At 67.4% G+C, this 21818-nt stretch carries 16 protein-coding genes; 8 read left to right on the top strand and 8 right to left on the bottom strand.

Features of this window, described 5'->3' with window-relative positions; all coding sequences use genetic code 11:
- Positions 1 to 24 precede the first annotated feature (24 nt).
- On the top strand, positions 25 to 684 hold the full coding sequence (locus tag ACFVWG_RS12420; protein WP_391543314.1) for a VOC family protein: 660 nt from the start codon (positions 25 to 27) through the stop codon (positions 682 to 684).
- 26 nt (positions 685 to 710) lie between these two features.
- Positions 711 to 1604 (top strand): alpha/beta fold hydrolase, encoded by an 894-nt coding sequence (locus ACFVWG_RS12415; RefSeq protein ID WP_391543313.1) that lies wholly within the window; start codon positions 711 to 713, stop codon positions 1602 to 1604.
- A gap of 674 nt (positions 1605 to 2278) precedes the next feature.
- On the opposite strand, the gene ACFVWG_RS12410 is transcribed toward ACFVWG_RS12415, so the two are convergent.
- From ACFVWG_RS12410 to ACFVWG_RS12385, 6 genes are read right to left on the bottom strand one after another with little or no spacing between them, the layout of a single operon-like run.
- Positions 2279 to 3094, bottom strand: coding sequence for a bifunctional allantoicase/(S)-ureidoglycine aminohydrolase (locus ACFVWG_RS12410; RefSeq protein WP_391543312.1), 816 nt, complete (start codon positions 3092 to 3094; stop codon positions 2279 to 2281).
- Positions 3091 to 4419, bottom strand: a complete 1329-nt coding sequence (gene allB, locus ACFVWG_RS12405) for an allantoinase AllB (RefSeq protein WP_391543311.1) — start codon at positions 4417 to 4419, stop codon at positions 3091 to 3093. Before allB ends, ACFVWG_RS12410 begins: the two co-directional genes overlap by 4 nt.
- Complete coding sequence (locus ACFVWG_RS12400; RefSeq protein ID WP_391543310.1) at positions 4416 to 5495, bottom strand: glycerate kinase; 1080 nt, start codon at positions 5493 to 5495, stop codon at positions 4416 to 4418. The genes allB and ACFVWG_RS12400 overlap by 4 nt, the downstream gene beginning before the upstream one ends.
- Positions 5495 to 7270 carry a glyoxylate carboligase gene (gene gcl / locus ACFVWG_RS12395; RefSeq protein WP_391543309.1) on the bottom strand — a complete coding sequence of 592 codons (1776 nt, stop codon included), beginning with the start codon at positions 7268 to 7270 and terminating at the stop codon, positions 5495 to 5497. The genes ACFVWG_RS12400 and gcl overlap by 1 nt, the downstream gene beginning before the upstream one ends.
- Positions 7270 to 8145 carry a 2-hydroxy-3-oxopropionate reductase gene (locus tag ACFVWG_RS12390; protein ID WP_391543308.1) on the bottom strand — a complete coding sequence of 292 codons (876 nt, stop codon included), beginning with the start codon at positions 8143 to 8145 and terminating at the stop codon, positions 7270 to 7272. Before ACFVWG_RS12390 ends, gcl begins: the two co-directional genes overlap by 1 nt.
- Positions 8146 to 8165: 20 nt before the next feature.
- Positions 8166 to 8987: a hydroxypyruvate isomerase family protein gene (locus ACFVWG_RS12385; RefSeq protein ID WP_391543307.1), complete on the bottom strand. Its 822-nt coding sequence runs from the start codon at positions 8985 to 8987 to the stop codon at positions 8166 to 8168.
- Between the two features lie 157 nt (positions 8988 to 9144).
- Here ACFVWG_RS12385 and ACFVWG_RS12380 point away from each other — a divergent pair, with 157 nt between their 5' ends.
- The 6 genes from ACFVWG_RS12380 (at position 9145) to guaD (ending at position 18588) form a co-directional block, all read left to right on the top strand.
- On the top strand, positions 9145 to 10677 hold the full coding sequence (locus ACFVWG_RS12380; RefSeq protein WP_391543306.1) for a PucR family transcriptional regulator: 1533 nt from the start codon (positions 9145 to 9147) through the stop codon (positions 10675 to 10677).
- Between the two features lie 121 nt (positions 10678 to 10798).
- On the top strand, positions 10799 to 12712 hold the full coding sequence (uraD, locus tag ACFVWG_RS12375) for a 2-oxo-4-hydroxy-4-carboxy-5-ureidoimidazoline decarboxylase (protein WP_391543305.1): 1914 nt from the start codon (positions 10799 to 10801) through the stop codon (positions 12710 to 12712).
- Entirely contained in the window at positions 12709 to 14151 is a 1443-nt protein-coding gene (locus ACFVWG_RS12370; RefSeq protein ID WP_391543304.1) for a xanthine dehydrogenase small subunit, read from the top strand. Before uraD ends, ACFVWG_RS12370 begins: the two co-directional genes overlap by 4 nt.
- Complete coding sequence (gene xdhB, locus ACFVWG_RS12365; protein ID WP_391543303.1) at positions 14148 to 16487, top strand: xanthine dehydrogenase molybdopterin binding subunit; 2340 nt, start codon at positions 14148 to 14150, stop codon at positions 16485 to 16487. Before ACFVWG_RS12370 ends, xdhB begins: the two co-directional genes overlap by 4 nt.
- Positions 16475 to 17311, top strand: a complete 837-nt coding sequence (xdhC, locus tag ACFVWG_RS12360; RefSeq protein ID WP_391543302.1) for a xanthine dehydrogenase accessory protein XdhC — start codon at positions 16475 to 16477, stop codon at positions 17309 to 17311. The genes xdhB and xdhC overlap by 13 nt, the downstream gene beginning before the upstream one ends.
- On the top strand, positions 17308 to 18588 hold the full coding sequence (gene guaD / locus ACFVWG_RS12355; RefSeq protein WP_391543301.1) for a guanine deaminase: 1281 nt from the start codon (positions 17308 to 17310) through the stop codon (positions 18586 to 18588). The genes xdhC and guaD overlap by 4 nt, the downstream gene beginning before the upstream one ends.
- Positions 18589 to 19558: 970 nt before the next feature.
- Here guaD and ACFVWG_RS12350 read toward each other — a convergent pair.
- Together ACFVWG_RS12350 and pucL are read right to left on the bottom strand one after the other, a co-directional pair.
- Positions 19559 to 20911 (bottom strand): 8-oxoguanine deaminase, encoded by a 1353-nt coding sequence (locus tag ACFVWG_RS12350; protein WP_391543300.1) that lies wholly within the window; start codon positions 20909 to 20911, stop codon positions 19559 to 19561.
- A complete protein-coding gene (pucL, locus tag ACFVWG_RS12345) occupies positions 20911 to 21816 on the bottom strand; it encodes a factor-independent urate hydroxylase (protein ID WP_391543299.1) in 906 nt (301 codons plus the stop codon). Before pucL ends, ACFVWG_RS12350 begins: the two co-directional genes overlap by 1 nt.
- Positions 21817 to 21818 lie beyond the last annotated feature (2 nt).

Below are 21818 nucleotides of genomic sequence, written 5' to 3'. Positions count from 1 at the left end.
GGCCTGGGCTGCAAGGATGCTGCCATGGAACAGGTACTGAGTCGGAAGGAAGCGTCGGAGGCGGTTCAGGACGCTGGGTGGCGGTTCTTGCTGGGCACTTTGCGGACGTCGGTCACGGTCGATTCGTTGGCTCAGGCAATCGGCTTGGCGGCGGACGCTGTCGCGGTGTGCGGCGACGACGCCGACCAGCACCTGGCGGTCGATGCCCGCCGCAATCGAGTCGTCTTCACTCTGCAGTCGGTGGAGCACGCGGCCGTCACCACCCTGGACGTCGAGCTTGCACTTCGGATCTCCGCCACCGCTGGGTTGTTGACGGAGGCCGCTGTCCAAACACTGGAGATCGCGATCGATGCCCTAGACATCGCCGCGATTCGCCCGTTCTGGAAGGCGGTACTGGGCTACACCGACGAGGCCGGTGCCGACGGACCGGAGGATCCGATCATCGATCCCCTCTGGCAGAGCCCGGCGATCTGGTTCCAGCAGATGGATCAGCCGCGTCCGCAGCGCAATCGCATCCACTTCGACATCTGCGTACCGCATGACGAGGCACCCCGACGCCTCGAGGCCGCCCTCGCAGCTGGCGGCCGACTCGTGTCCGCGACGCGCGCCCCCGCCTTCTGGGTGCTCGCCGACCTCGAAGGAAACGAAGTCTGCATCACCACGTGGCAGGGCCGAGACGGCTGACCCCTGTGGGTTGCATGATCGCGGATGTGACTGACGACCTGTACGACGCCGTACTCGACGAGGACCTGGTCCGCCCCGACGGCAGGGTGGTCGCCTGGACTCGAATCGGAGCCGGTACGCCGTTATTGCGGCTACCGGGGACACCAGGCTCCCGCTGGAGCATCCGGGCCGATCGGACCGCCTGGGCCGAGCGCGGTCTGCAGGTGATCACGACCGAGCGGCCCGGATACGGGAGGTCCAGCCGCTTGGCCGGACGGGGCTTTCGCGAGCACTCCGACGACCTGGCCGCGATCCTGGATCACCTCGGGCTCGACCGCGTCTACCTGACCGGTGGGAGTGGCGGCGGTCCGCACGTACTCGCGTTCGCCGCGCATCACCCCGACCGGATCATCGCAGCCACCATCACGGTCGGCTTCCCGCCACTGGAAGACGATTCCGAGTACGACCAGATGATCCCCCTCAACGCAGCCGCCTTCCGTGCAGCCCGCGCCGGCGACGAGGACGCCGTACGGCGAATTCTCACCGGACCGTATGAGTCCATGCGGTCAGTCCCGCTGTCCGGATTGGACGCTGCCATGGAAACGGCGCCGGCGTCTGACCTCGCCATCATGAGCGACCCGCGCTGGCGCAGCGCCCAGACCACCGCGATCGAGAACGCCTTCGCGCCAGGAATGGACGGCTGGGTCGACGAGACCCTCGCCATGGGCGGTACCTGGAGCGACATCGACCTGACCGCCATCACCACCAGCCTGACCTGGTGGCACGGCGCAGCCGACCGCAACTGCCCCTTCCCCGCCGCCCAGCGCCTGATCAACAAGTTGCCCACAGCAACCTTGCGCGAGTTCGGCGACGCCGGCCACTTCGAACCGTACCGCCGCGAACCCGAGATCCTCGACGAACTCCTCACCCGCCCCACCTAGCCCCCGCGACCTTGTGCACCCACCAACCACTTTCTCGCCCCTGAAATGGTTGACCCGTGCTCAAAGTCCCCGGGGCCTTGCCCCCGCCCACCTTGAGCACCCACCAACCATTCACCGCGCCCTCAACTGGTTGAACCGTGCTCAAGGTGCCACCGCTGACCTTGTGCACCCACCGACCACTTTCACACTCCGCAAATGGCTGAACCGTGCACAAAGTCCCCGTCACCGCCCACCTTGAGCACCCCTCAACCATTCACCGCGCCCACAACTGGTTGAACCGTGCTCAAGGTCGACAAATCTCCCCAACCCCGGCCGGGCGTGATCGCGGCTGATGAGTAGTCGGTGGACCCGGTGATCCGGCCGCGCCGGGGAGCAAAACCAACCGGAGTCGACAGGTGGAACTCCCCATCGGCGCGGTCTCACGCCGCCACTTGTGGCCGGAGACAGGGAGTGATGGCCGGAGCCCGCGCACCACAGGTCTCCGGCCCCGATTGCCTGGGCCCGGCCGCAACTGATGGCCGGGGCGGTCGGGCCGGCGCGGTCACATGGCCGGTGCGGTCACCTCGCCGGGGCGGTCACCTCGCCGGGGGCGGTCGGCTTGCCGAGGCGGCGATCGCAGTAGCGTCCGAAGACACGCCGACTACGCCAGCGCGTCCTTCGGACGTTAGCGGCCGTCAGAGGGTGAGGTTGGGGTGGCGGTTGACGTCTTTGTAGAGGAGGTAGCGGAAGCGGGTGGGGCCGCCGGCGTAGCAGGCTTGGGGGCAGAAGGAGCGGAGCCAGAGGAAGTCGCCAGCTTGGACTTCCACCCAGTCCTTGTTGAGCAAGTAGACGGCTTTGCCTTCGAGGATGTAGAGGCCGTGTTCCATGACGTGGGTTTCGGGGAACGGGATGACGCCGCCGGGCTCGAACGTCACGATGTTGACGTGCATGTCGTGGCGGATGTCGTCGGGGTCGGCGAAGCGTTGGGTTTGCCAGGCGCCGTTGGTGCCGGGCATGGGGATGCCTTCGACGTCGGCTTCGTTGGTCACAAAAGCAGCCGGTACGTCGATTCCTTCCACGCGGGCGTAGGCCTTGCGGATCAGGTGGAAGGTGCAGGCGGCGTCGGTCGCGTTGTGCAGCGTCCAGTCACCGCCCGGGGGTAGGTACGCGTAGCCGCCAGGAGCCAAGGAGTGCTCAAACCCAGCCACGGTGAGCGTGATGTTGCCGTTGACAACGAACAGCACTGCTTCGGCAGCGGGATCGGTGTCGGGCTTGCTGGTGCCGCCGCCGGGACCTACCTCGACGATGTACTGGGAGAAGGTTTCGGCGAAGCCGGACAGGGGGCGGGCGATGACCCAGAGGCGGGTGTTGTCCCAGAAGGGGAGGCGGCTGGTGACGATGTCGCGCATGGTGCCGCGGGGCAGGACGGCGTACGCCTCGGTGAAGACTGCACGATCCGTGGTGAGGTCGGTCTGCGCGGGCAGGCCGCCGGTCGGGGTGTAGTAGTTCATCGGGGGTCTCCTCGGGTCAGCAGGCGGCCGGCAGCATCAGAAGTGCCGCGGAGCACGGTACGGCGGACAACGCCGTACAGGGTGCGGCCGTCGTACGGCGTGATCGCGTTCTTGTGTTCAAGCGCATGAGCATCAACAACGAAGGTTTGGTCCGGCGCGAAGACGCAGAGGTCGGCGTCGGCGCCTACCTCGATGCGGCCCTTTGCCCGAAGACCGGTTTGTACGGCGGGCGCGAGCGCCATCCAGCGGACGACATCCGCGAGCGTGAAGCCGCGTTGACGGGCCTCGGTCCAGACGGCGGGCAGGCCCAACTGGAGCGACGCGATCCCGCCCCACGCCGTACCGAAGTCGCCAGTGTCCAGGTGCTTCAGGTCGATGGTTGACGGCGAGTGGTCCGAGACGACCAGGTCGATGGTGCCGGCGCGCAGCCCCTCCCACAGGAGATCGCGGTTCGAAGACTCGCGGATCGGCGGGCAGCACTTGTACTGCGTGGCGCCGTCGGGGATCTCCTCGGCGGCAAAGGTCAGGTAGTGCGGACACGTCTCCGCAGTGATCCGTACGCCGTCCGCCTTCGCGGCCGCGATCAGCGGCAGCACCTCAGCGCTGGACACGTGCAGGATATGGACGCGACACCCCGTACGCCGCGCGAGATCGATGACGTCGGCAACAGCTTGGTTCTCGGCCGAACGTGGGCGTGACTGCAAGAAGTCCTGGTACGACGCGCCGCGCGGCGGCGGGGCGTGGTCGATGCTGTGGGCATCTTCCGCATGCACGATCAACAGCCCGTCGAAGGTACTCAGCTCACGCATGACCGCTTCGAGCTGCAAAGCATCGAGCGGCGGGAACTCGTCGACTCCCGAGTGCAGCAGGAAGCATTTGAACCCGAAGACGCCAGCCTCGTGCAGCGGCCGAAGGTCCGCCAGGTTGCCCGGGATCGCGCCGCCCCAGAAGCCGACGTCGACCGACGCCTGGGGTGCTGCGGTCTTCCGCTTCAAGGTCAGCGCCGGTACGTCGCAAGTCGGCGGAAGGCTGTTGAGCGGCATGTCGATGATCGTGGTCACGCCACCCGCGGCCGCGGCCCGGGTCGCGGAGGTGAACCCCTCCCACGCGGTCCGGCCGGGGTCGTTGACGTGGACGTGTGAGTCGACGAGGCCGGGCAGCAGCACTTCGTCGTCCGCGAGTCGAACCTCAAGGGCGGCTGCGAGTGATGCGTCGTACGGGGCGATGGCGACGATCCGGCCGTCACGGACCCCGATCGCGCCTGCCTGCTCGCCGGTGGCTCGGACCACTCGTTGAGCCCGGACCACCAGATCCAATCCAGTCACGCGCCAACCTCCCCGGTTTCCGCCATCGTAAGGTGCTCGATCGCGATCCGCTCGGCAAGTTTCTCCAACAGCGGAACCGGTTGCGCGATACACCGCGACACGTCCGGCTCCAGGTCTGTGAGCGCGTACGCCGCTCGCACGCCGACCGCCGCCAGTTGATCCGCGCGCAGCTTGTTCACTCCGCACACAGCAACCACCGGTACGGCGGACGCCGCGGCGACGCCGGCAACCGCCTTGCCGTGCAGGGTCTGCTCGTCCAGGGCGCCCTCGCCGGTGATCACCAGGTCCGCACCGGCGAGCTGCTCGCGGAATCCGACCAGTTCCAACATGAGGTCGATCCCTGGTCGCAGCTCGGCGCCCAGCAGGGCCAGTGCGGCGAAACCGACCCCACCGGCCGCTCCGGAGCCCGGAGTGTCGCGGAGGTCCCGTCCGGTCGCCGCAGCGACGCGGTCGGCCCACTCCGTGAGTCTGGCGTCCAGGGCGGTCACCTCTGCCGGTGACGCGCCCTTCTGCGGCCCGTAGACGGCTGCTGCACCCCGTGGTCCCGTGAGCGGGTTGTCGACGTCGCACGCGACCACTAGCTGCACACCGTCGAGCCGAGCCCGCAGTACGGCGGTGTCGAGCGCCCCGCTGCCGGTGAGGGCGTGGACCAGGCCGATGCCTCCGTCGGTGGACGCACTGCCGCCGATGCCGAGGATCACTCGGGTACAGCCGGCATCCACGGCCGCAGCGATCACCTCACCGCAGCCAAACGAGGACGCCGTCATCGGGGCGAGCCCGTCAGGCAGTCTGCCCAGTCCGCAGACATCTGCGAGCTCCACGACCGCAGTGTCCCCGCGACGCGCGTACCCCGAGCGGACCGCGTCACCAGTGGGCCCGGACGCGACCACCGGTACCAGCGTGTAGCCGGCCGCCACAGCGGCGGCCAGCGTCCCGTCACCACCATCAGCCACTGGTACGGCGACCACACTCGCGCCGGGGTGCACTCGCCGTACTCCAGTAGCAACAGCCGTCGCCACCTGAGCGCTCGTCAACGATCCCTTGAACTTGTCAGACGCAACGACCACACGCAGCATCAGTCGAGCAGAGCCAGGGCAGTCGGCGCGTCCGACGGATCGATGGCCAGGTCCTCGAACTCGATGATGTTGTCGATCTCGACCCCCATGGACACGTTGGTGACGCGTTCCAGGATGACCTCGACGACTACCGGCACCTGGTGTTCGACCATCAGCTTCTTGGCCTTCTCCAGCGCAGGCAGGATGCCGTCCGGCTCGACGACCCGCAACGCCTTACAGCCAAGGCCTTCCGCGACCTTCAAGTGGTCGACACCGTAGCCCTGCACCTCAGGACTGTTGATGTTGTCGAACGAGAGCTGCACGCAGTAGTCCATGTCGAAACCACGCTGCGCCTGCCGGATCAGCCCCAGGTACGAGTTGTTCACCACCACATGGATGTACGGGATGTTGAACTGCGCCCCGACCGCCAACTCCTCGATCAGGAACTGGAAGTCGTAGTCACCGGAGAGGGCGACCACAGTGCTGTCGGGTTCCGCGACCGCGACGCCGAGCGCGGCCGGGAGGGTCCAGCCGAGCGGTCCGGCCTGGCCGGCGTTGATCCAGTGGCGCGGCCGGTACACGTGCAGCATCTGCGCGGCCTGGATCTGCGACAGTCCGATCGTTGTTACGTAACGTGTATCCGGACCGAACGCCCGGTTCATCTCCTCGTAGACGCGCTGCGGTTTGATCGGTACGGCGTCGAAATGCGTGCGCCGCTGCATCGTCGTACGACGCTCGCGGCACTCCGCCGCCCACGCCGTACGGTCAGGCAACCGACCGTCGGCCGCCCACTCACGCGCAACCTCGACGAAGACCTCAAGTGCAGCCCGAGCGTCGGACGCGATGCCCAGCGTCGGCGCGAACACCCGCCCGATCTGTGTCGGCTCGATATCCACGTGAATGAACGTCCGGCCAGAGGTGTAAACGTCCAACCCACCTGTGTGGCGATTCGCCCATCTGTTGCCGATCCCCAGTACGACGTCTGACGCGAGCATGGTCGCGTTTCCATACCTATGCGACGTCTGCAGTCCTACCATCCCTGCACTCAGCGGATGGTCGTCGGGAATCGCACCCCACGCCATCAACGTCGGTACGACGGGAATGCCGGTCAGCTCGGCGAACTCGACCAGCAGCTCGGACGCATCCGCATTGATGACGCCGCCACCCGCAACGATCAGCGGATGCGAACCGCCCGCGAGCATCGTCAACACCTTCTCAGCCTGCAGACGAGTAGCAGCTGGACGCGCCAGCGGCAAAGGCTCATAAGCAGAGATGTCGAACTCGATCTCGGCCAGCTGCACGTCGAGCGGCAGGTCAACGAGCACCGGCCCAGGACGCCCGGAACGCATGATCTGGAAGGCTTTCTGGAACGTCCCCGGCACCTGCGCGGCCTCCATTACCGTGACCGCCCACTTCGCGACCGGCGCAGCGATCGACGAGATGTCGACCGCCTGGAAGTCTTCCTTGTGCAGCTTGGCCACCGGTGCCTGACCGGTGATGCACAGGATCGGGATCGAGTCCGCCGACGCGGAATACAGTCCGGTGATCATGTCGGTACCTGCGGGCCCCGACGTACCGATGCAGACGCCGATGTTGCCGGCCCGCGCCCGCGTGTATCCCTCAGCCATATGCGACGCGGCCTCAACATGCCGAGCGAGCACATGCTTGACGCCACCATGCGCACGCATGGCGCTGTAGAACGGATTGATCGCGGCGCCCGGCAATCCGAACGCCTGCGTCGAGCCCTCCTTCTCGAGGATCAGTACCGCCGCGTCAACAGCTCGCATGCGTGCCATCAGCTCAAAGCCTTTCCGGACAGTCGCTCCACGCCACGCAGCAAAGAGGAGTGGTCGAGCCCACCGTCACCGTTGGCCCGCGCCGACGCGACGAGCTGCGCCACCAAGGCCCCGAGCGGTACGACGACGCCCGCCTCCCGAGCCGCCGCCGTGACGATGCCCATGTCCTTGTGGTGCAAGTCGATCCGGAACCCGGGCTCGAAGGACCGCGACAGCATGTTCGCCTTCTTCTGCTGAAGAACAGCCGAACCGGCAAGTCCACCACCGAGGACTTCGAGCGCCGCGGCCGTATCGACGCCGTACGCCTCCAAGAAGACGAGAGCCTCCGCGACCGCCTGGATGTTCGCGGCCACGATCAGCTGGTTGGCCGCCTTGACCGTCTGACCCGAACCGCTCGGTCCCACGTGGACAACCGTCTTGCCGACCACGTCGAACAACGGCTTGGCATCGGCAAAGTCCTCCGCCGACCCACCGACCATGATCGACAGTACGGCGTTCTTCGCGCCCGCCTCGCCACCAGAAACCGGTGCATCCAGCAACCGGAAGCCCAGCGCGCGGGCCTGCGACGCCAACTGCTGCGTGATGTCCGGGCGGATGCTGGAGAAGTCGATGATCAGCGTGCCGGTCTCGGCCAGCTGGAAGACCTCGTCGAGCACCTCCTGGACATCCGGCGAGTCCGGCACCATCACGCAGACCACGTCGGCGCCCTTCAGAACGTCTTCGATCGACGAGGCAGCACGGCCGCCGGCCGCGACCAACTCCGCGGCTCGCTCAGGACTGCGATCCAGACCGGCCACGGTGTGACCGGCGTTCGCCAGGTGGACAGCCATCGGGTTACCCATGATCCCGAGACCGATAAAGGCAATATTCGTCATGTCATCTCCTCGAAGCAAAGTCAGCGACGGCGTTCAAACGGGAGCCAGCCGAAGCACTCGTCCGTGCTGGTCGACGGCTTGTACTCGAGCCCGACCCACCCGGCGTACCCCTGAGCCTCCAGGGCGGTCAGTTGCTGATCGAGCGGCAAAGTCCCCGATCCCGGCTCGCCTCGTCCGGGAGAATCCGCGATCTGCACATGCGCGATCCGATCCGTGTGCTCGGCGATCACCCGCTCGACGTCGTCCCCGTTGACCGCCAGGTGATAAAGGTCTGCCAGCAGACCAATACCCGGTACGCCGACGCGTTCGATCACCGTCAACGCATCACCAGCCGTCAGCAGCGGGTAGCGGGGAGCCCCACTCACCGGCTCGACCAGCACAGTCGCACCAATCTGCGCGGCAGCACGAGCCGCGAAAGCGAGGTTCTCGACAGCGACCTCGTCCTGCGAAGCAGCAGACACATCCTCCAGCCGGTTGCCGTAGAGCGCATTGAACCCCTGAGTACCGAGCCGCTCCCCGATCCCAACCGTCACATCGACGTTGTCGCGGAACTCCCCCGCACGCTTCGGCCAGGACACCAGCCCGCGATCCCCACCCGGCATGTCACCGGCGAAGAAGTTCAGCCCGGTCAGCTGCACCCCCGCATCCGTGATCGCCGCGACGAACGCGTCGACCTGCCGATCCGGCGGCACCGCCTCGACGAACGGCCACCAGAACTCGACCGCCCCGAACCCCGCCCGCTGGGCCGCCGCCGGCCGCTCCAGCAGGGGCAGTTCGGTGAAGAGCAACGAACAGTTCACCGTGTGGCGCAACTGATGAGCCATACTCGCCAACTTCCGCATTGTGGAATTCTAATTCTGTTCTGCGAAATGACCATAAGTTCGCCACCGACCGGCCGTCAAGCACCAGCGCGGCCTCCCACGTACGCACGTGCGCGTTGTACGTTCCTCTAAAGGCAGAGCTACAAGCCCGAACGTGCACAACCACAGGAGGTACGGCGTGCTGCTGTCGGAGTTGCTGGATGCACCCGAACTCGGGCTGCGCTTGGTCCACGCCGCAGGCGGCGCACTCGACCGCCCGATCGGCCGCCTGGTCACGACCGACCTCCTCGACCCCGGCCGCTACCTGAGCGGCGGCGAGGTGGTCCTGACCGGCCTCGTCTGGCGCCGCCGACCACTAGACAGCGAGCTGTTCGTCGCCTCAATGGCAGCCCGCGGAGCCACCACGATCTTGGCCGGCCGAGCCCAACTGGGCGACGTACCGGCCGATCTCCTCGACGCCTGCCAGCGGCACGAAGTGACCCTGATCGAGGTGCCGATCGAGATCGCCTTCGCCGACGTGACCGAGTACGTCGCAGCCGCCGGCTCAGCCGAGACCGGAGCCCGCCTCTCCGCGAGCCTGGTCCGCCAACGGCAGCTCCTCTCCTCGATCGCAGCCGGCCGCAGCCTGGACGAGCTCGCGGCCCGGATCTCCGCCGAGATCGGCCACGACTGCCGGGTCCTCACCCCCACCGGCCGGCACGTCGTACCGGGTCCTGGTGAGCTCCCCGACGAGGTCCTCGACGTGCTCACCAACCGGTTTCTGACCGCCGACCGGACACCGGCGGTGGCCACCACCGGCGAAACGTCGTACAGCCTCTTCCCCGTCGGATCCGGCCTCGGCAACCGGCTGACGGCGTGGGTGCTGGTGATCGACGGCGACTACACGACCTGGTCGCGCGATCATGTCGAAGCGGTGCACGAACTCTGCGCGATCGGCGCCCTGGATCGGGCCAGACGGGACGAGGGTCGGCGCGCCCTCAGGCCTCTCGTGGCGGACGCGCTGGCCCTGGTCGAGTCGGGCGCACCGCATACGGAGTTCGCGGCGCGGCTACGGCAGGCCGGCGCGTACTCGGGTCGGCCGCTCGTCGTCGCGGTCGGCGAGCTGCGCGACGACGGCCCGAGCGAGATCGCACTCAGCCTGTTCGAGGACGTCGCCCTGACCGTCGGACCAGCCGTGGTCGCGACCGCCCGCGACGGCCTGCTGGTCGGATTCCTCCCGGCCGCACCCGGCCTCGCCGAACAACTCCGACGAGCCTTCGGACGGTTGGCGCCCGGCCTGCACAGAGCCCGGCTCGCAGTCGGCGTGAGCGGTGAAACCTCCGTCGACGCGCTCGCCGGCGGCCTGGAGGAGGCCCGCTTCGCGCAGCGCGCCGCCGCGGGCAGCCGCGCCCCGGTCTCCGTCGTCACCTCCGACGAGGTCGCCTCCCACGTGCTCCTGCTCTCCACGCTGCCGGACGACGTCCGCCGTACCTACACCCAGCGCGTCCTCGGCCCGGTCCTCGAACAGGACCGCCGTACCAACGCCGGCCTGCTCGACACCCTGCAAGCCTTCCTCGGCTGCGACGGTTCCTGGACCCGTACGGCGGACCTCCTGCACCTGCATGTCAACACGGTTCGCTACCGCATCGAACGCGTCGAGCAACTGACTGATCGCGATCTGTCGACCCTCGAGAACCGGGTTGACGTGTTTCTGGCCCTGAAATCACTCTGATTGGTGGATCCTCCAAAGAGCGGGGGTCGTCGCCAGTTCATCTTCGGAGGTTCCTCGGGTGCAATCGGGGCCGCTCCGGGTCAATGCTGGCGTGCAGGTCAAACCTGAGGAGCGATGTCCGATGAAGGCAGCCCGTACCAGCAGCCGCCACCCTGTCGATCAGGTGCTGCCTCCCGGCAAGCTCGCCGTGTACGGCGCTCAGCACGTGCTCGCGTTCTACGCCGGAGCTGTGATCGTGCCGATCCTGCTGGCCGGGTCGATCGGGCTGAGCACCGAGCAGCTGATCCACCTGATCAACGCCGACCTCTTCACCTGCGGGATCGCCTCGATCATCCAGTCAGTCGGTTTCTGGAAGGTCGGCGTCAAGCTGCCGCTGCTCCAGGGCGTGACGTTCACGGCCGTCTCCCCGATGATCGCGATCGGGCTCGCCGCGGGCGGCGGTACCAACGGCCTGCTGATGATCTACGGCGCCGTACTGGTCGCAGGCCTGGCAACTTTCTTCATCGCGCCGTTCTTCAGCCGGCTGATCCGCTTCTTCCCACCTGTCGTGACCGGTTCGGTGATCACGATCATCGGCCTGGCGCTGCTTCCGGTCGCGGCCGGGGACGCGGTCGGTGGCGCGGGTCCCACCGCGGCGCCGATGAGCGGCAAGAACATGGCCTACGCGCTCGGCACGCTCGCGCTGATCGTCCTCATCCAGCGCGTCTTCAAGGGCTTCATGGCAACCATCGCCGTACTGGCCGGCCTGGTCGTCGGGACCCTCGTGGCCTGGGCGTTCGGGGACGCACACTTCGGTTCCGTCGGCGACGCCGCGTGGGTCGGGGTCACGCAGCCGTTCTACTTCGGCTGGCCCAAGTTCTCGGTGGCGGCGATCATCTCGATGGTCGTGGTCATGCTGATCACCGCGGTCGAGACGACCGGTGATGTCTTCGCGACCGGCGAGATCGTCGAGAAGCGGATCGGCAAGGAGGACATCGCCAAGGCGCTCCGGGCCGACGGCCTGGCCACCACCATCGGCGGCATCTTCAACTCGTTCCCCTACACCTGCTTCGCCGAGAACGTCGGCCTGGTCCGGCTGACCCGGATCCGCAGCCGCTGGGTGGTCGCGGCAGCCGGCGGAATCATGATCCTGCTCGGCCTGCTGCCGAAAGCCGGCGCCATCGTGGCCGGCATTCCGCATCCGGTGCTCGGTGGCGCAGCGCTGGCAATGTTCGCAACCGTGGCAGTGGTCGGCTTCCAGACCCTGACCAAGGTCGACTTCAACGACCACCGCAACGTAGTGATCGTTGCCACCAGTGTGGGCCTGGCCATGTATGTGACCGCGCAACCGCAGGTCGCCCAAGCCGTCCCGGACTGGGCCGAGATCATCTTCGGCAGCGGCATCACCCTCGGCAGCCTGACCGCGATCTTCCTGAACATCCTGTTTCACCATGTAGGCAAGGACTTCGGGCCTGCCGTGGCTGGCCAGCCGGGTGACTCGATCCGCCTCGACCAGGTGAACAAGATGACGCGCGAGGAGTTCGTCGACACGTTCGGCGACCTGTTCCAGGGTCCGCGCTGGGCGGTCGAGCGCGCCTGGGAACTACGCCCGTACGCCGATACTCACGCGCTGCGGCGGTCGTTCCAGGAGGCGCTGTTCTCCGGCTCGCGTGATGAACAGCGCGAACTGATCGAGGCCTACCCGCAGCTCGGTTCGCAGCTCGTAGCCGACGGTCTGAGCGGCCCGGCCTCGCTGCGCGACCAGTCCGACAAGGGCCTCACCTTCCTCGCTGGCCCGGATCAGGACGAGCTGGCCTCGATCACCGGCGCCTACCGCGACCGGTTCGGCTTCCCGCTGGTGATCAGCGTCCGCGACGCCGAGTCGTACGCCCGCATCCTCGAACAGGGTCGCGAGCGGCTCGGCAACTGCGAGAACCAGGAGCACGCCGCCGCGCTGCTCGAGATCGCGAAGATCGCCGGCTACCGGTTCGACGACTACGTCTCCGATGCCAACCCGATTCACAGTGCCCGATCCCGTTGGAGCACCAACCGATGACCACACCCGCTCTGAAGGTCCCCGCTCTGAAGGTCAATGGCGAGTCGACCGCCATTGGCGCCGTACCGGTCCACACCTCCGCACTGGACTGGTTGCGCGACCGCGGCCTGACCGGCGCGAAGGAGGGTTGCGCCGAGGGTGAGTGTGGCGCGTGCTCGGTGCTGGTCGCGCGGCCGGGCACAGACACCCCGACAGAGTGGATCGCGGTGAACGCGTGCCTGCTGCCGATCGCCGGTCTGGACGGTCAGGAGGTGGTGACGTCCGAGGGTCTCGGGACGCCTGCCGCGCTGCATCCGGTGCAGGAGGAGATGGCGGTCCGCGGTGGTTCACAATGCGGTTTCTGTACGCCGGGCTTCGTGTGCAGCATGGCGGCCGAGTACTACCGCCCTGGTCGTGAGGCTGGCGCCGATGACCATGAGCACGGTCCGAACGGGTTCGACCTGCACTCGTTGAGCGGCAACCTCTGCCGCTGCACGGGCTATCGGCCTATCCGCGATGCCGCCTACGCGCTGAGTCAGCCTGGGCCGAACGATGCTTTTGCGGCGCGTTGCAGCAATCCCCCGCCTGCGCCTGCGGTGACCGAGATGGTGAGTAACGAGGGCGAGTTCGTCCGCCCAGCCTCGCTTGGCGATGCTTTGGCGCTGCTGAGCGAGCGTGAGGACGCTCAGATCGTTGCCGGGTCGACCGATGTCGGGGTCCAGGTGAACATCTTCGGCTCGCGTCCGCCGCTGGTGATCGCCATCGATCGGTTGGCCGAGCTGCGGGAGTTCAGCGTCGGCTCGGATGAGGTTCGGCTCGGTGCCGCGTTGACGCTGACGGAGATCGAGCGGCGGCTGGCTGGCCGGGTGCCGTTGCTTGAGCAGCTGTTTCCGCAGTTCGCGTCGCGGCTGATCCGCAACGGGGCAACGATCGGCGGGAACCTCGGTACCGGCTCACCCATCGGTGACACGCCGCCCGCCCTGCTCGCGCTGGATGCGTCCCTGGTGCTCGCATCTCTTGACGGAGACCGCGTCGTCCCGCTGTCTGACTACTTCACCGGCTACCGGCAGACCGTGAAGGCGGCCGACGAGCTGATCAAGACGATCGTGATTCCGTTGCCGTTGGCACCGATGACCGCGTTCCACAAAATCGCGAAGCGTCGTTTCGACGACATCTCCAGCGTTGCGATCGGGTACGCCATTGACGTTGCTGACGGCATCGTTCGGGAAGCGCGGGTCGGGCTCGGCGGGGTCGCGGCGACGCCGTTGCGCGCGCGGTCGACCGAGGCGGAACTGGTCGGGCAACCGTGGACCGAGGAGACGGTCCGGCGAGCGGCCGCGGTGATGGCCGCCGAGGGTACGCCGATGGACGATCACCGCGCGAGTTCGTCGTACCGGTCGGCAATGCTCGGGCAGTCACTCCTGCGGTTCTACTTCGCTGACCGGGGGGCACTTGTATGAGTCTGTTGTCGGAAAGGCCCGCCAGCGCGGTTGTCGGCGTACCGATGCCGCATGAGAGTGCCGCACTGCATGTGACCGGGAACGCCTTATATACAGACGACCTGGTGCAGCGGACGCACGCCGTACTGCACGCTTGGCCGGTGCAGTCGCCACATGCGCACGCGCGGATCACAGCGCTGCGGGTGAAGCCGGCGTACGACGTTCCGGGCGTGGTCCGCGTGTTGACGGCGGACGACGTACCGGGGGTGAACGACGCGGGCGTGAAGCATGACGAGCCGCTGTTCCCGAGCGAGGTCATGTTCAACGGGCATGCGATCTGCTGGGTGCTGGCGGAGACGCTAGAGGCGGCGCGGCTTGGTTCGTTGGCTGTGGAGGTCGAGTACGAGCCGCTGCCGTCGTTGGTGTCGGTTCGGGAGGCGATCGAGGCCGGCAGCTTCCAGGGCATCGGGCGGCATCTGGAGCGCGGCGACGTGTCGGCGGCGTTGGCTGGGGCTGCACATGTTTTCAAGGGTGAATTCGAGTTCGCGGGGCAAGAGCATTTCTATCTGGAAACGCATGCGGCCTTGGCGCTGGTCGACGAGTACGGGCAGATCTTCGTCCAGTCGAGCACGCAGCACCCATCTGAAACGCAGGAGATCGTCGCGCACGTGCTCGGGCTGGCCAGTCACTCGGTGACTGTGCAGTGCCTGCGGATGGGCGGCGGCTTCGGCGGCAAGGAGATGCAGCCGCACGGGTTCGCCGCGATCGCCGCGCTGGGCGCGACGCTGACCGGGCGGCCGGTGCGGTTGCGGCTGAATCGCACGCAGGACATGACGATGTCGGGCAAGCGGCACGGGTTCCACAGCGCATGGACGGTCGGGTTCGACGAGGACGGCCGGCTGGTGGCGCTGGACGCGACCCTGACCGCCGATGGCGGGTGGAGTCTGGACCTGTCTGAACCTGTACTGGCGCGGGCGATGTGTCACATCGACAACGCCTACGAGATCCCCCACGTCCGGGTCGACGGGCAGATCGCGAAGACGAACAAGACCTCCCAGACCGCGTTCCGCGGATTCGGTGGCCCGCAGGGGATGCTCGTGATCGAGGACATCCTCGGCCGCTGCGCGCCCCTACTCCCGTACGACGCTTTGGAGCTTCGGCGGCGGAATTTCTACCAGCCCGGCGACTCAACGCCGTACGCGCAACCGGTGCGGCACGCGGACCGGCTGGAGTCCTGCTGGAGTCAGGTGCTGTCCGGTGGCGAGATCGCAGCTCGGCAGGCGGAGATCGCGGCGTTCAACGCCTCGCATGACCATGTGAAGCGTGGGCTGGCGATGACGCCGGTGAAGTTCGGGATCTCGTTCAACCTGACGGCGTTCAACCAGGCTGGCGCGTTGGTTCATGTGTACAAAGATGGATCAGTCTTGATCAATCACGGTGGTACCGAGATGGGTCAAGGTCTGCACACCAAGATGATGCAGGTCGCCGCGACTGCGCTCGGTCTGCCACTCTCTCGGGTGCGTCTCGCCCCGACGCGGACTGACAAGGTGCCGAATACGTCCGCGACTGCGGCGTCGGCCGGCGCGGATCTGAATGGTGCCGCGGTGAAGAACGCGTGCGAGCAGATCCGCGAGCGGCTGGCGCAGGTCGCCGGCGGGCGACTCGGCATCAGCCCGTCGGACGTGCGATTCGCGGACGGCGTCGTACGGGGGCTGTCAGGGGACGGGCTGCCGTGGGAGGAGCTGGTCGCTTCCGCATACATGCAACGCGTTCAGCTGTGGGCGGCCGGGTTCTATCGGACCGAGGGCTTGCATTGGGATGCGAATGCGATGCGTGGGGAGCCGTTCAAGTACTTCGCGTACGGCGTCGCTGCGTCAGAGGTCGAGGTGGACGGGTTCACCGGTTCCTATCGGCTGCGCCGGGTCGACATCGTGCACGACGTCGGGGACAGCCTGAGCCCGCTGATCGACATCGGGCAGATCGAAGGTGGGTTCGTGCAGGGCGCCGGCTGGTTGACGCTCGAGGATCTGCGCTGGGACGAGAGCACTGGCGCGAAGCGTGGTCGGCTGGCTACGCAGGCTGCGAGCACCTACAAGCTGCCGAGCTTCTCGGAGATGCCGGAGGTGTTCAACGTTCGGTTGCTGGAGAAGGCGCATGAGGACGGCGCTGTCTACGGTTCCAAGGCTGTTGGTGAGCCGCCGTTGATGTTGGCCTTCTCGGTTCGCGAGGCGTTGCGGCACGCGGCCGCTGCCTTCGGTCCCGCTGGGGTGAGCGTTGATCTGCCGTCGCCGGCGACACCCGAGGCCGTTTATTGGGCGCTGGAGCGGGCCCGGGGAGGTGTCTCATGGAGTGGGTGAAGGCGATCCAGACCTTGCGGGCTGGGCGTCGTGCCGGAGTGCTCGTCACAGTGACCGCGGTCCGCGGCCACGCGCCGCGCGAGGCCGGGGCGAAGATGGTCGTTGCCCTGGACAACGTCTGGGCGACTGTCGGCGGCGGGAACCTGGAGGCGCTGGCGATCGAGCGGGCGCGGGAGATGATCACCGCCGACGTGCGGGAGCCGGAGTTGATCACGACGGCGTTGTCGGACAAGGCGCCGTACCGGCATGGAGTTCAGTGTTGTGGAGGTGAGGTGACCATGCTGCTCGAACCGTTGCCGGTCGTGCCGTCCGTGGCGATCTTCGGCGTCGGGCACGTGGGCCTCGAGCTGGCGCGGATCCTCGCGCGGCACGACATCGAACTGCACCTGGTCGATTCGCGACCCGAGCAACTGACTGCAGACCGGCTGGCAGTGCTGGACGATGCGGTCGCGTCTGTCCATGTGCACAACGTTCCGGTTCTGCCCGAGCTGGTCGTGGGTGAGCTGCCGCCGGGCACGCATACCGTGATCATGACGCACGACCACGCTGAAGACGCGGCGCTGTGTGACGCCGCGATCCGCAACGAACACCTGGCGACGATCGGCCTGATCGGCTCCCGCGCCAAGTGGGCCCGCTTCCGGCGCAAACTCGCCGAGGACGGCAACTCCGCCGAGTCGATCGCGCGGATCACCACCCCGATCGGAGTTCCCTCCGTCACCGGCAAGGAGCCGGCCGTGATCGCTGTCAGCGTCGCGGCCTGGCTGCTCGAACTGTTCATCGCCGAGCGTCGCCCTGCGCCGGCTCATCGTGAGGCGAATGCATGACGATCTTCCGTGGCACCTTCATCGACACCCCGCAGAACCCGTTCACCGGTGCCGAACTCCGGGTCGACACCGACGCGGGACTGCTGGTCGAGGACGGTGTGATCATTGCCCGCGGCCCCTTCCTGGAGATCCGCCGCGCGCACCCGGCCGAGCCGGTGGTCGACCTGACCGGCGGCATCGTCCTGCCCGGGTTCGTCGACTCGCACGTGCACTTCCCGCAGATCCGCGCTGTTGGTGGGCTCGGTCTGCCGCTGCTCGAGTGGCTGGACAAGTACGCGCTGCCGGAGGAAGCACGGATGGCTGACGCTTCCTATGCGGCCGGGGTTGCTCGCGAGTTCGTGCGGGGGCTAGCCGCGGCCGGTACGACGTCTGCGCTGGTGTTCGGTGCGCACTACGCCGACGCGATGGATGCGCTCTTCGGTGCCGCGTGGGAGGTCGGGCTGCGGATCACCAGTGGGTTGGTGCTGAGCGACCGGTTGCTGCGGCCTGACCTGCTCACCACGCCGGTCCGGGCGTACGCCGAGTCGCTTGCGCTGGCCAATCGCTGGCATGGGGTTGGTCGCAACCGGTACGCCGTGACACCGCGGTTCTCGCTGTCATGCACCGACGAGCTGCTCGCCACGTGTCGCGAGCTGATGGACGCCGTACCGGATGCGCTCTTCACCTCGCACGTGAACGAGAACGAGGCCGAGATCGCGACGGTCGCCGATCTGTTCGGGGGCAGCGACTACGTGACGACGTACGACCGGCATGGGCTGGTTGACCGCCGTACCGTGCTGGCCCACAACGTGCACCCGACCGACGTCGAGCTCAAACTCCTCGGCGTCAGCGGTGCATCCGTCGCCCACTGCCCAACCAGCAACGCGGCACTCGGCAGCGGGCTCTTCCCCCTCCACCGCCACCTCCAGCACGGCGTCCGCGTCGCGCTCGGCTCAGATGTCGGAGCGGGTGCTGGCTTCTCGCTGCTCAAGGAGGGTCTGCAGGCCTACTTCTGCCAACAGCTCCTCGGCGACCAAGGCCGCCCCCTCACCGCCGCCCACCTTCTCTACCTCTCCACCACCGCCGGCGCCGAAGCCCTCAACCTCCCCCACGTAGGCCACCTCAGCCCCGGCCAAGCCTTCGACGCCCAACTCATCCGCCCCGCCGCCGACTCCCCCCTAGCCGTAGGCATCGCCCACGCCGAAGACCACGACGAGGTAGTAGCCCGCATCTTCACCCTAGGCACCACCACCGACGTCCAAGCAGTCTGGATCAACGGCACCCTCCTAACCCCCTAAAGCGGCCCCAGCCGCACCCGCCCAGGGTTTCCCCTCCCTGGACACGGTGACCCAACTCCCCCACGACACGGCCAACCCACTCGCCTCACCCGCGAGCCCACCCCCGACACACGCGAGCACCGCTCCCGACGCGCAGTGGCGCCACTCGCGGATCCTCACCGGGTCGCACCGAGTGGAAGGACCCTGCCGCCGGAAACCCCTTACCAGCAACACACTTCCCCCACTCACCATCCCACTCGCACGCCGCTCCAGCCGCCCCGCACGGTGAACCCACTCGCGCTGCACGGTGGCGCCACTCGCGGGTCAGTCGCCCAGCACGGTGGAACCACTCGCGCTGCACGGTGGCGCCACTCGCGGGTCAGTCGCCCAGCACGGTGGAACCACTCGCGCTGCACGGTGGCGCCACTCGCGGAATCCCACCCAGCCATGCCGAGTGGGAAGACTCTGTCGCCGGAAACCCCTTACCAGCAACACACTCATCCCACTCGCCGCCCCGCTCCCCACACTCGCACGCCGGCTTCACTCGCGCCGCACGGTGAACTCAGTCGCGCCGCACGCCGGCTTCACTCGCGCCGCACACTGAACCCACCCGCCCGGGTGGCCGACGTGCATCACCCACTAACCCCTTCCCCGTCGCCCGGGCCAAGGAGCGCTGAGCGTGGACGCGCCAGGTCACGAACAGTTGGACGGTGATGGCGGTCCGCCCTCAAGATTGGACCAGACCGCACCCGCCCTCACGACCCCACCCGCGCAACCCAGCGAGCGGACGTGCACCACCCAGTAACGCCTGCCCCGACACCTGGAGCACGGGGCGCTGAGCCTGGACCACGCAGGCCACGAACAGTTGGTCGGTGATGGCGGTCCGTCTGCTGGGACTAGGTTGGATCGGCCTGGGCCTCGTGGCTCACTCGCGAGGGAGGCGGCGGCGGATGTGGGCTGGCCAAGCGCTGGTACGTCGCTTCGGGTTGGGTCAGAGGAGGGTGGCTTGGGTTTTGGCTACTTCGCGGGCGAGAGATTGGTGGTTGAGGGTGACGAGGGTGTTGTGTTCTACGACGGGGCGGCCGTTGACCAGCAGCAGGTCCAGGGGTGGGGGTGTGCTGAGGACCAGGGCGGCGATGGGGTCCGGGATGCCGGCGTGTTGGAGGGTGTTGAGGTTCCACACCGCTAGGTCGGCTAGTTTGCCGGGTTCCAGGGAGCCGATCTCGTCAAGGCGACCTAGGAGTTGGGCTCCGCCGAGAGTCGCCATCTCTAGGGTGTCCCGGACGGTGAGGGACTGAGGGCCGTTGCGGGCTCGGGCCAGCAACAACGCATTGCGGACCTCTTCGACGAGACTGCCCGCTTCGTTGCTGGCGGCACCGTCCACTCCGAGTCCGACCGGAGCACCCGCGGCGCGGAGGTCCGCCGTACGGGCAATGCCGGCGCCGAGGCGGGCGTTGGAGCTTGGGCAGTGGGCGACGCCCGTCCCCGTCGCACCTAGTTGCTTGATCTCCGCGTCGTCGAAGTGGATGCCGTGGGCGAACCACACGTCCGACCCGGTCCAGCCCAGTGAGGCGGCGTACTCGAGGGGCGTACACCCATGTGTCTCGAGGCACCAGGCGGTCTCGTCGGTGGTCTCTGCGAGATGCGTGTGCAGGCGGACACCTTTGCGACGAGCCAGTACGGCGGACTCCCGCATCAACTCGCCGCTGACGCTGAACGGCGAGCACGGCGCGACCGCGAGCTGCAGCATCGACCCGGGCGACGGGTCGTGCCACCGATCGATCGCGGCCGAGGTTGCGGCCAGGATCTCGTCGCGGTCCTCCACGACCGAATCCGGCGGCAGCCCACCGTCCTTCTGACCGCGATCCATCGAGCCGCGCGTCGGGTGGAACCGCAGTCCGACCTCCGCCGCCGCGGTGATCTCGGCCGCGAGGAGGTCACCACCACCGCGCGGAAAGACATAGTGGTGATCCGCTGCGGTCGTGCAGCCGGTCAGTGCCAGCTGGGCCAGCGCGCCCTTCGCAGCGACGTACACGGACTCTTCGGTGATGCGCGACCACACCGGATAGAGCGTCCGCAACCACTCGAAGAGCGTCGCGTCCACGGCAAGCCCGCGCGTCACCCACTGATACAGATGCTGATGCGTATTGACGAATCCAGGCGTCACAAGACACCCCGACCCATCAATCACCTGAGCACCCTCGGACAACCCCGACGATCCCGGGCCGACAGCAACAATCTTGTTGCCAGAGACAACCACATGCCCGACGAACTCCCGCCGGGCCGGATCGAGGGTCGCCACGTAGGCGCCCTCGATCACCAGTGCCCCGCGGGGCACCAGCATCAGCAGAAACCCGGTACGGCGTGCCACGCGCTCCCGGCGTCGCTCGCCTCGTCGCGGACCACCGTCGCCTCGATCAACCCGTACGGGCGGTCGGCGGCGATGAACACCTCGCCCGGGTTCTCGACCTCGAACGGACTGAGGTCGACCAGGAAGTGGTGCTTGTTCGGCGCGGAGAACTTGATCTCGGCAACCTCCGGGTGCTCGCTCAGCACCGCTTCGCCCATCCCATAAAGGGTTTGCTGCAAGGCGAGACTGTGAATCGTCGCGAACCGCGAGAGCAGCAACGACTTGATCGCGTCGTAAGACTTGTCCCAGTCAACCTCGACACCTTCGTAGCGCCAGCGCGCCACCAGCGAGGTCGCCAGGATGCGGTCGTTGGTCTCCGGCAGCGTCGTGTACTTGTCCTTCAGGAACCCGTGGAACTCCGACCCGGTCGACTTCAGCACGACCAGATCACTGATCCCCGAGACGACATAGGTCCGACGATCTGCCCCACGCCCCTCGACGTTCACGATCGTGTTCCGCACACCGCTCCCGCCGCGCACGAACGCGTGGTCGTGCTCCTGGCCGTCGACCGAGATCCGCTCCCACGCATACTCTTCGACCGAGACCCGGGCACCCTCCGCGGCCGGCGACGCGTCCAGGAAGTGCGCGCCGAGCGTCAGCGCGTAGTCCTCCAGCGCACCGATCCCCTTCTCCTTGGCAAAGGCGAAGGCGGTGTTCTTCTGCGTGTCGGTCGGCAGTACGTCGCTCTGATCGCCGTCGGTGTGCGCGGCCGCGAAGTTGCCGCGGAGGGCGGTGGAGACGTTCAGGTCGCGGATCTGGTGGCGGGCCGTGTCGCGGTAGATGCGCACCACGCGGCTCTCGGCTTTGCCGTACTGATTGGCTCCCAGGCGGATGGCCATTC

This window comes from Kribbella sp. NPDC058245, from assembly GCF_042882005.1.
Lineage (GTDB): Bacteria > Actinomycetota > Actinomycetes > Propionibacteriales > Kribbellaceae > Kribbella.
The sequence above is the reverse complement of the archived record's forward strand: the minus strand, read 5'-3'. Positions and strand labels throughout refer to the sequence as shown.

Coding starts and splice junctions, on each gene's coding strand:
- ACFVWG_RS12420 (WP_391543314.1), top strand. CDS start 25: ATGGAACAGGTACTGAGTCGGAAGGAAGCGTCGGAGGCGGTTCAGGAC.
- ACFVWG_RS12410 (WP_391543312.1), bottom strand. CDS start 3,094: ATGAACTACTACACCCCGACCGGCGGCCTGCCCGCGCAGACCGACCTC.
- ACFVWG_RS12400 (WP_391543310.1), bottom strand. CDS start 5,495: ATGCTGCGTGTGGTCGTTGCGTCTGACAAGTTCAAGGGATCGTTGACG.
- gcl (WP_391543309.1), bottom strand. CDS start 7,270: ATGGCACGCATGCGAGCTGTTGACGCGGCGGTACTGATCCTCGAGAAG.
- ACFVWG_RS12390 (WP_391543308.1), bottom strand. CDS start 8,145: ATGACGAATATTGCCTTTATCGGTCTCGGGATCATGGGTAACCCGATG.
- ACFVWG_RS12385 (WP_391543307.1), bottom strand. CDS start 8,987: ATGCGGAAGTTGGCGAGTATGGCTCATCAGTTGCGCCACACGGTGAAC.
- uraD (WP_391543305.1), top strand. CDS start 10,799: ATGAAGGCAGCCCGTACCAGCAGCCGCCACCCTGTCGATCAGGTGCTG.
- ACFVWG_RS12370 (WP_391543304.1), top strand. CDS start 12,709: ATGACCACACCCGCTCTGAAGGTCCCCGCTCTGAAGGTCAATGGCGAG.
- xdhB (WP_391543303.1), top strand. CDS start 14,148: ATGAGTCTGTTGTCGGAAAGGCCCGCCAGCGCGGTTGTCGGCGTACCG.
- xdhC (WP_391543302.1), top strand. CDS start 16,475: ATGGAGTGGGTGAAGGCGATCCAGACCTTGCGGGCTGGGCGTCGTGCC.
- guaD (WP_391543301.1), top strand. CDS start 17,308: ATGACGATCTTCCGTGGCACCTTCATCGACACCCCGCAGAACCCGTTC.
- ACFVWG_RS12350 (WP_391543300.1), bottom strand. CDS start 20,911: ATGCTGGTGCCCCGCGGGGCACTGGTGATCGAGGGCGCCTACGTGGCG.
- pucL (WP_391543299.1), bottom strand. CDS start 21,816: ATGGCCATCCGCCTGGGAGCCAATCAGTACGGCAAAGCCGAGAGCCGC.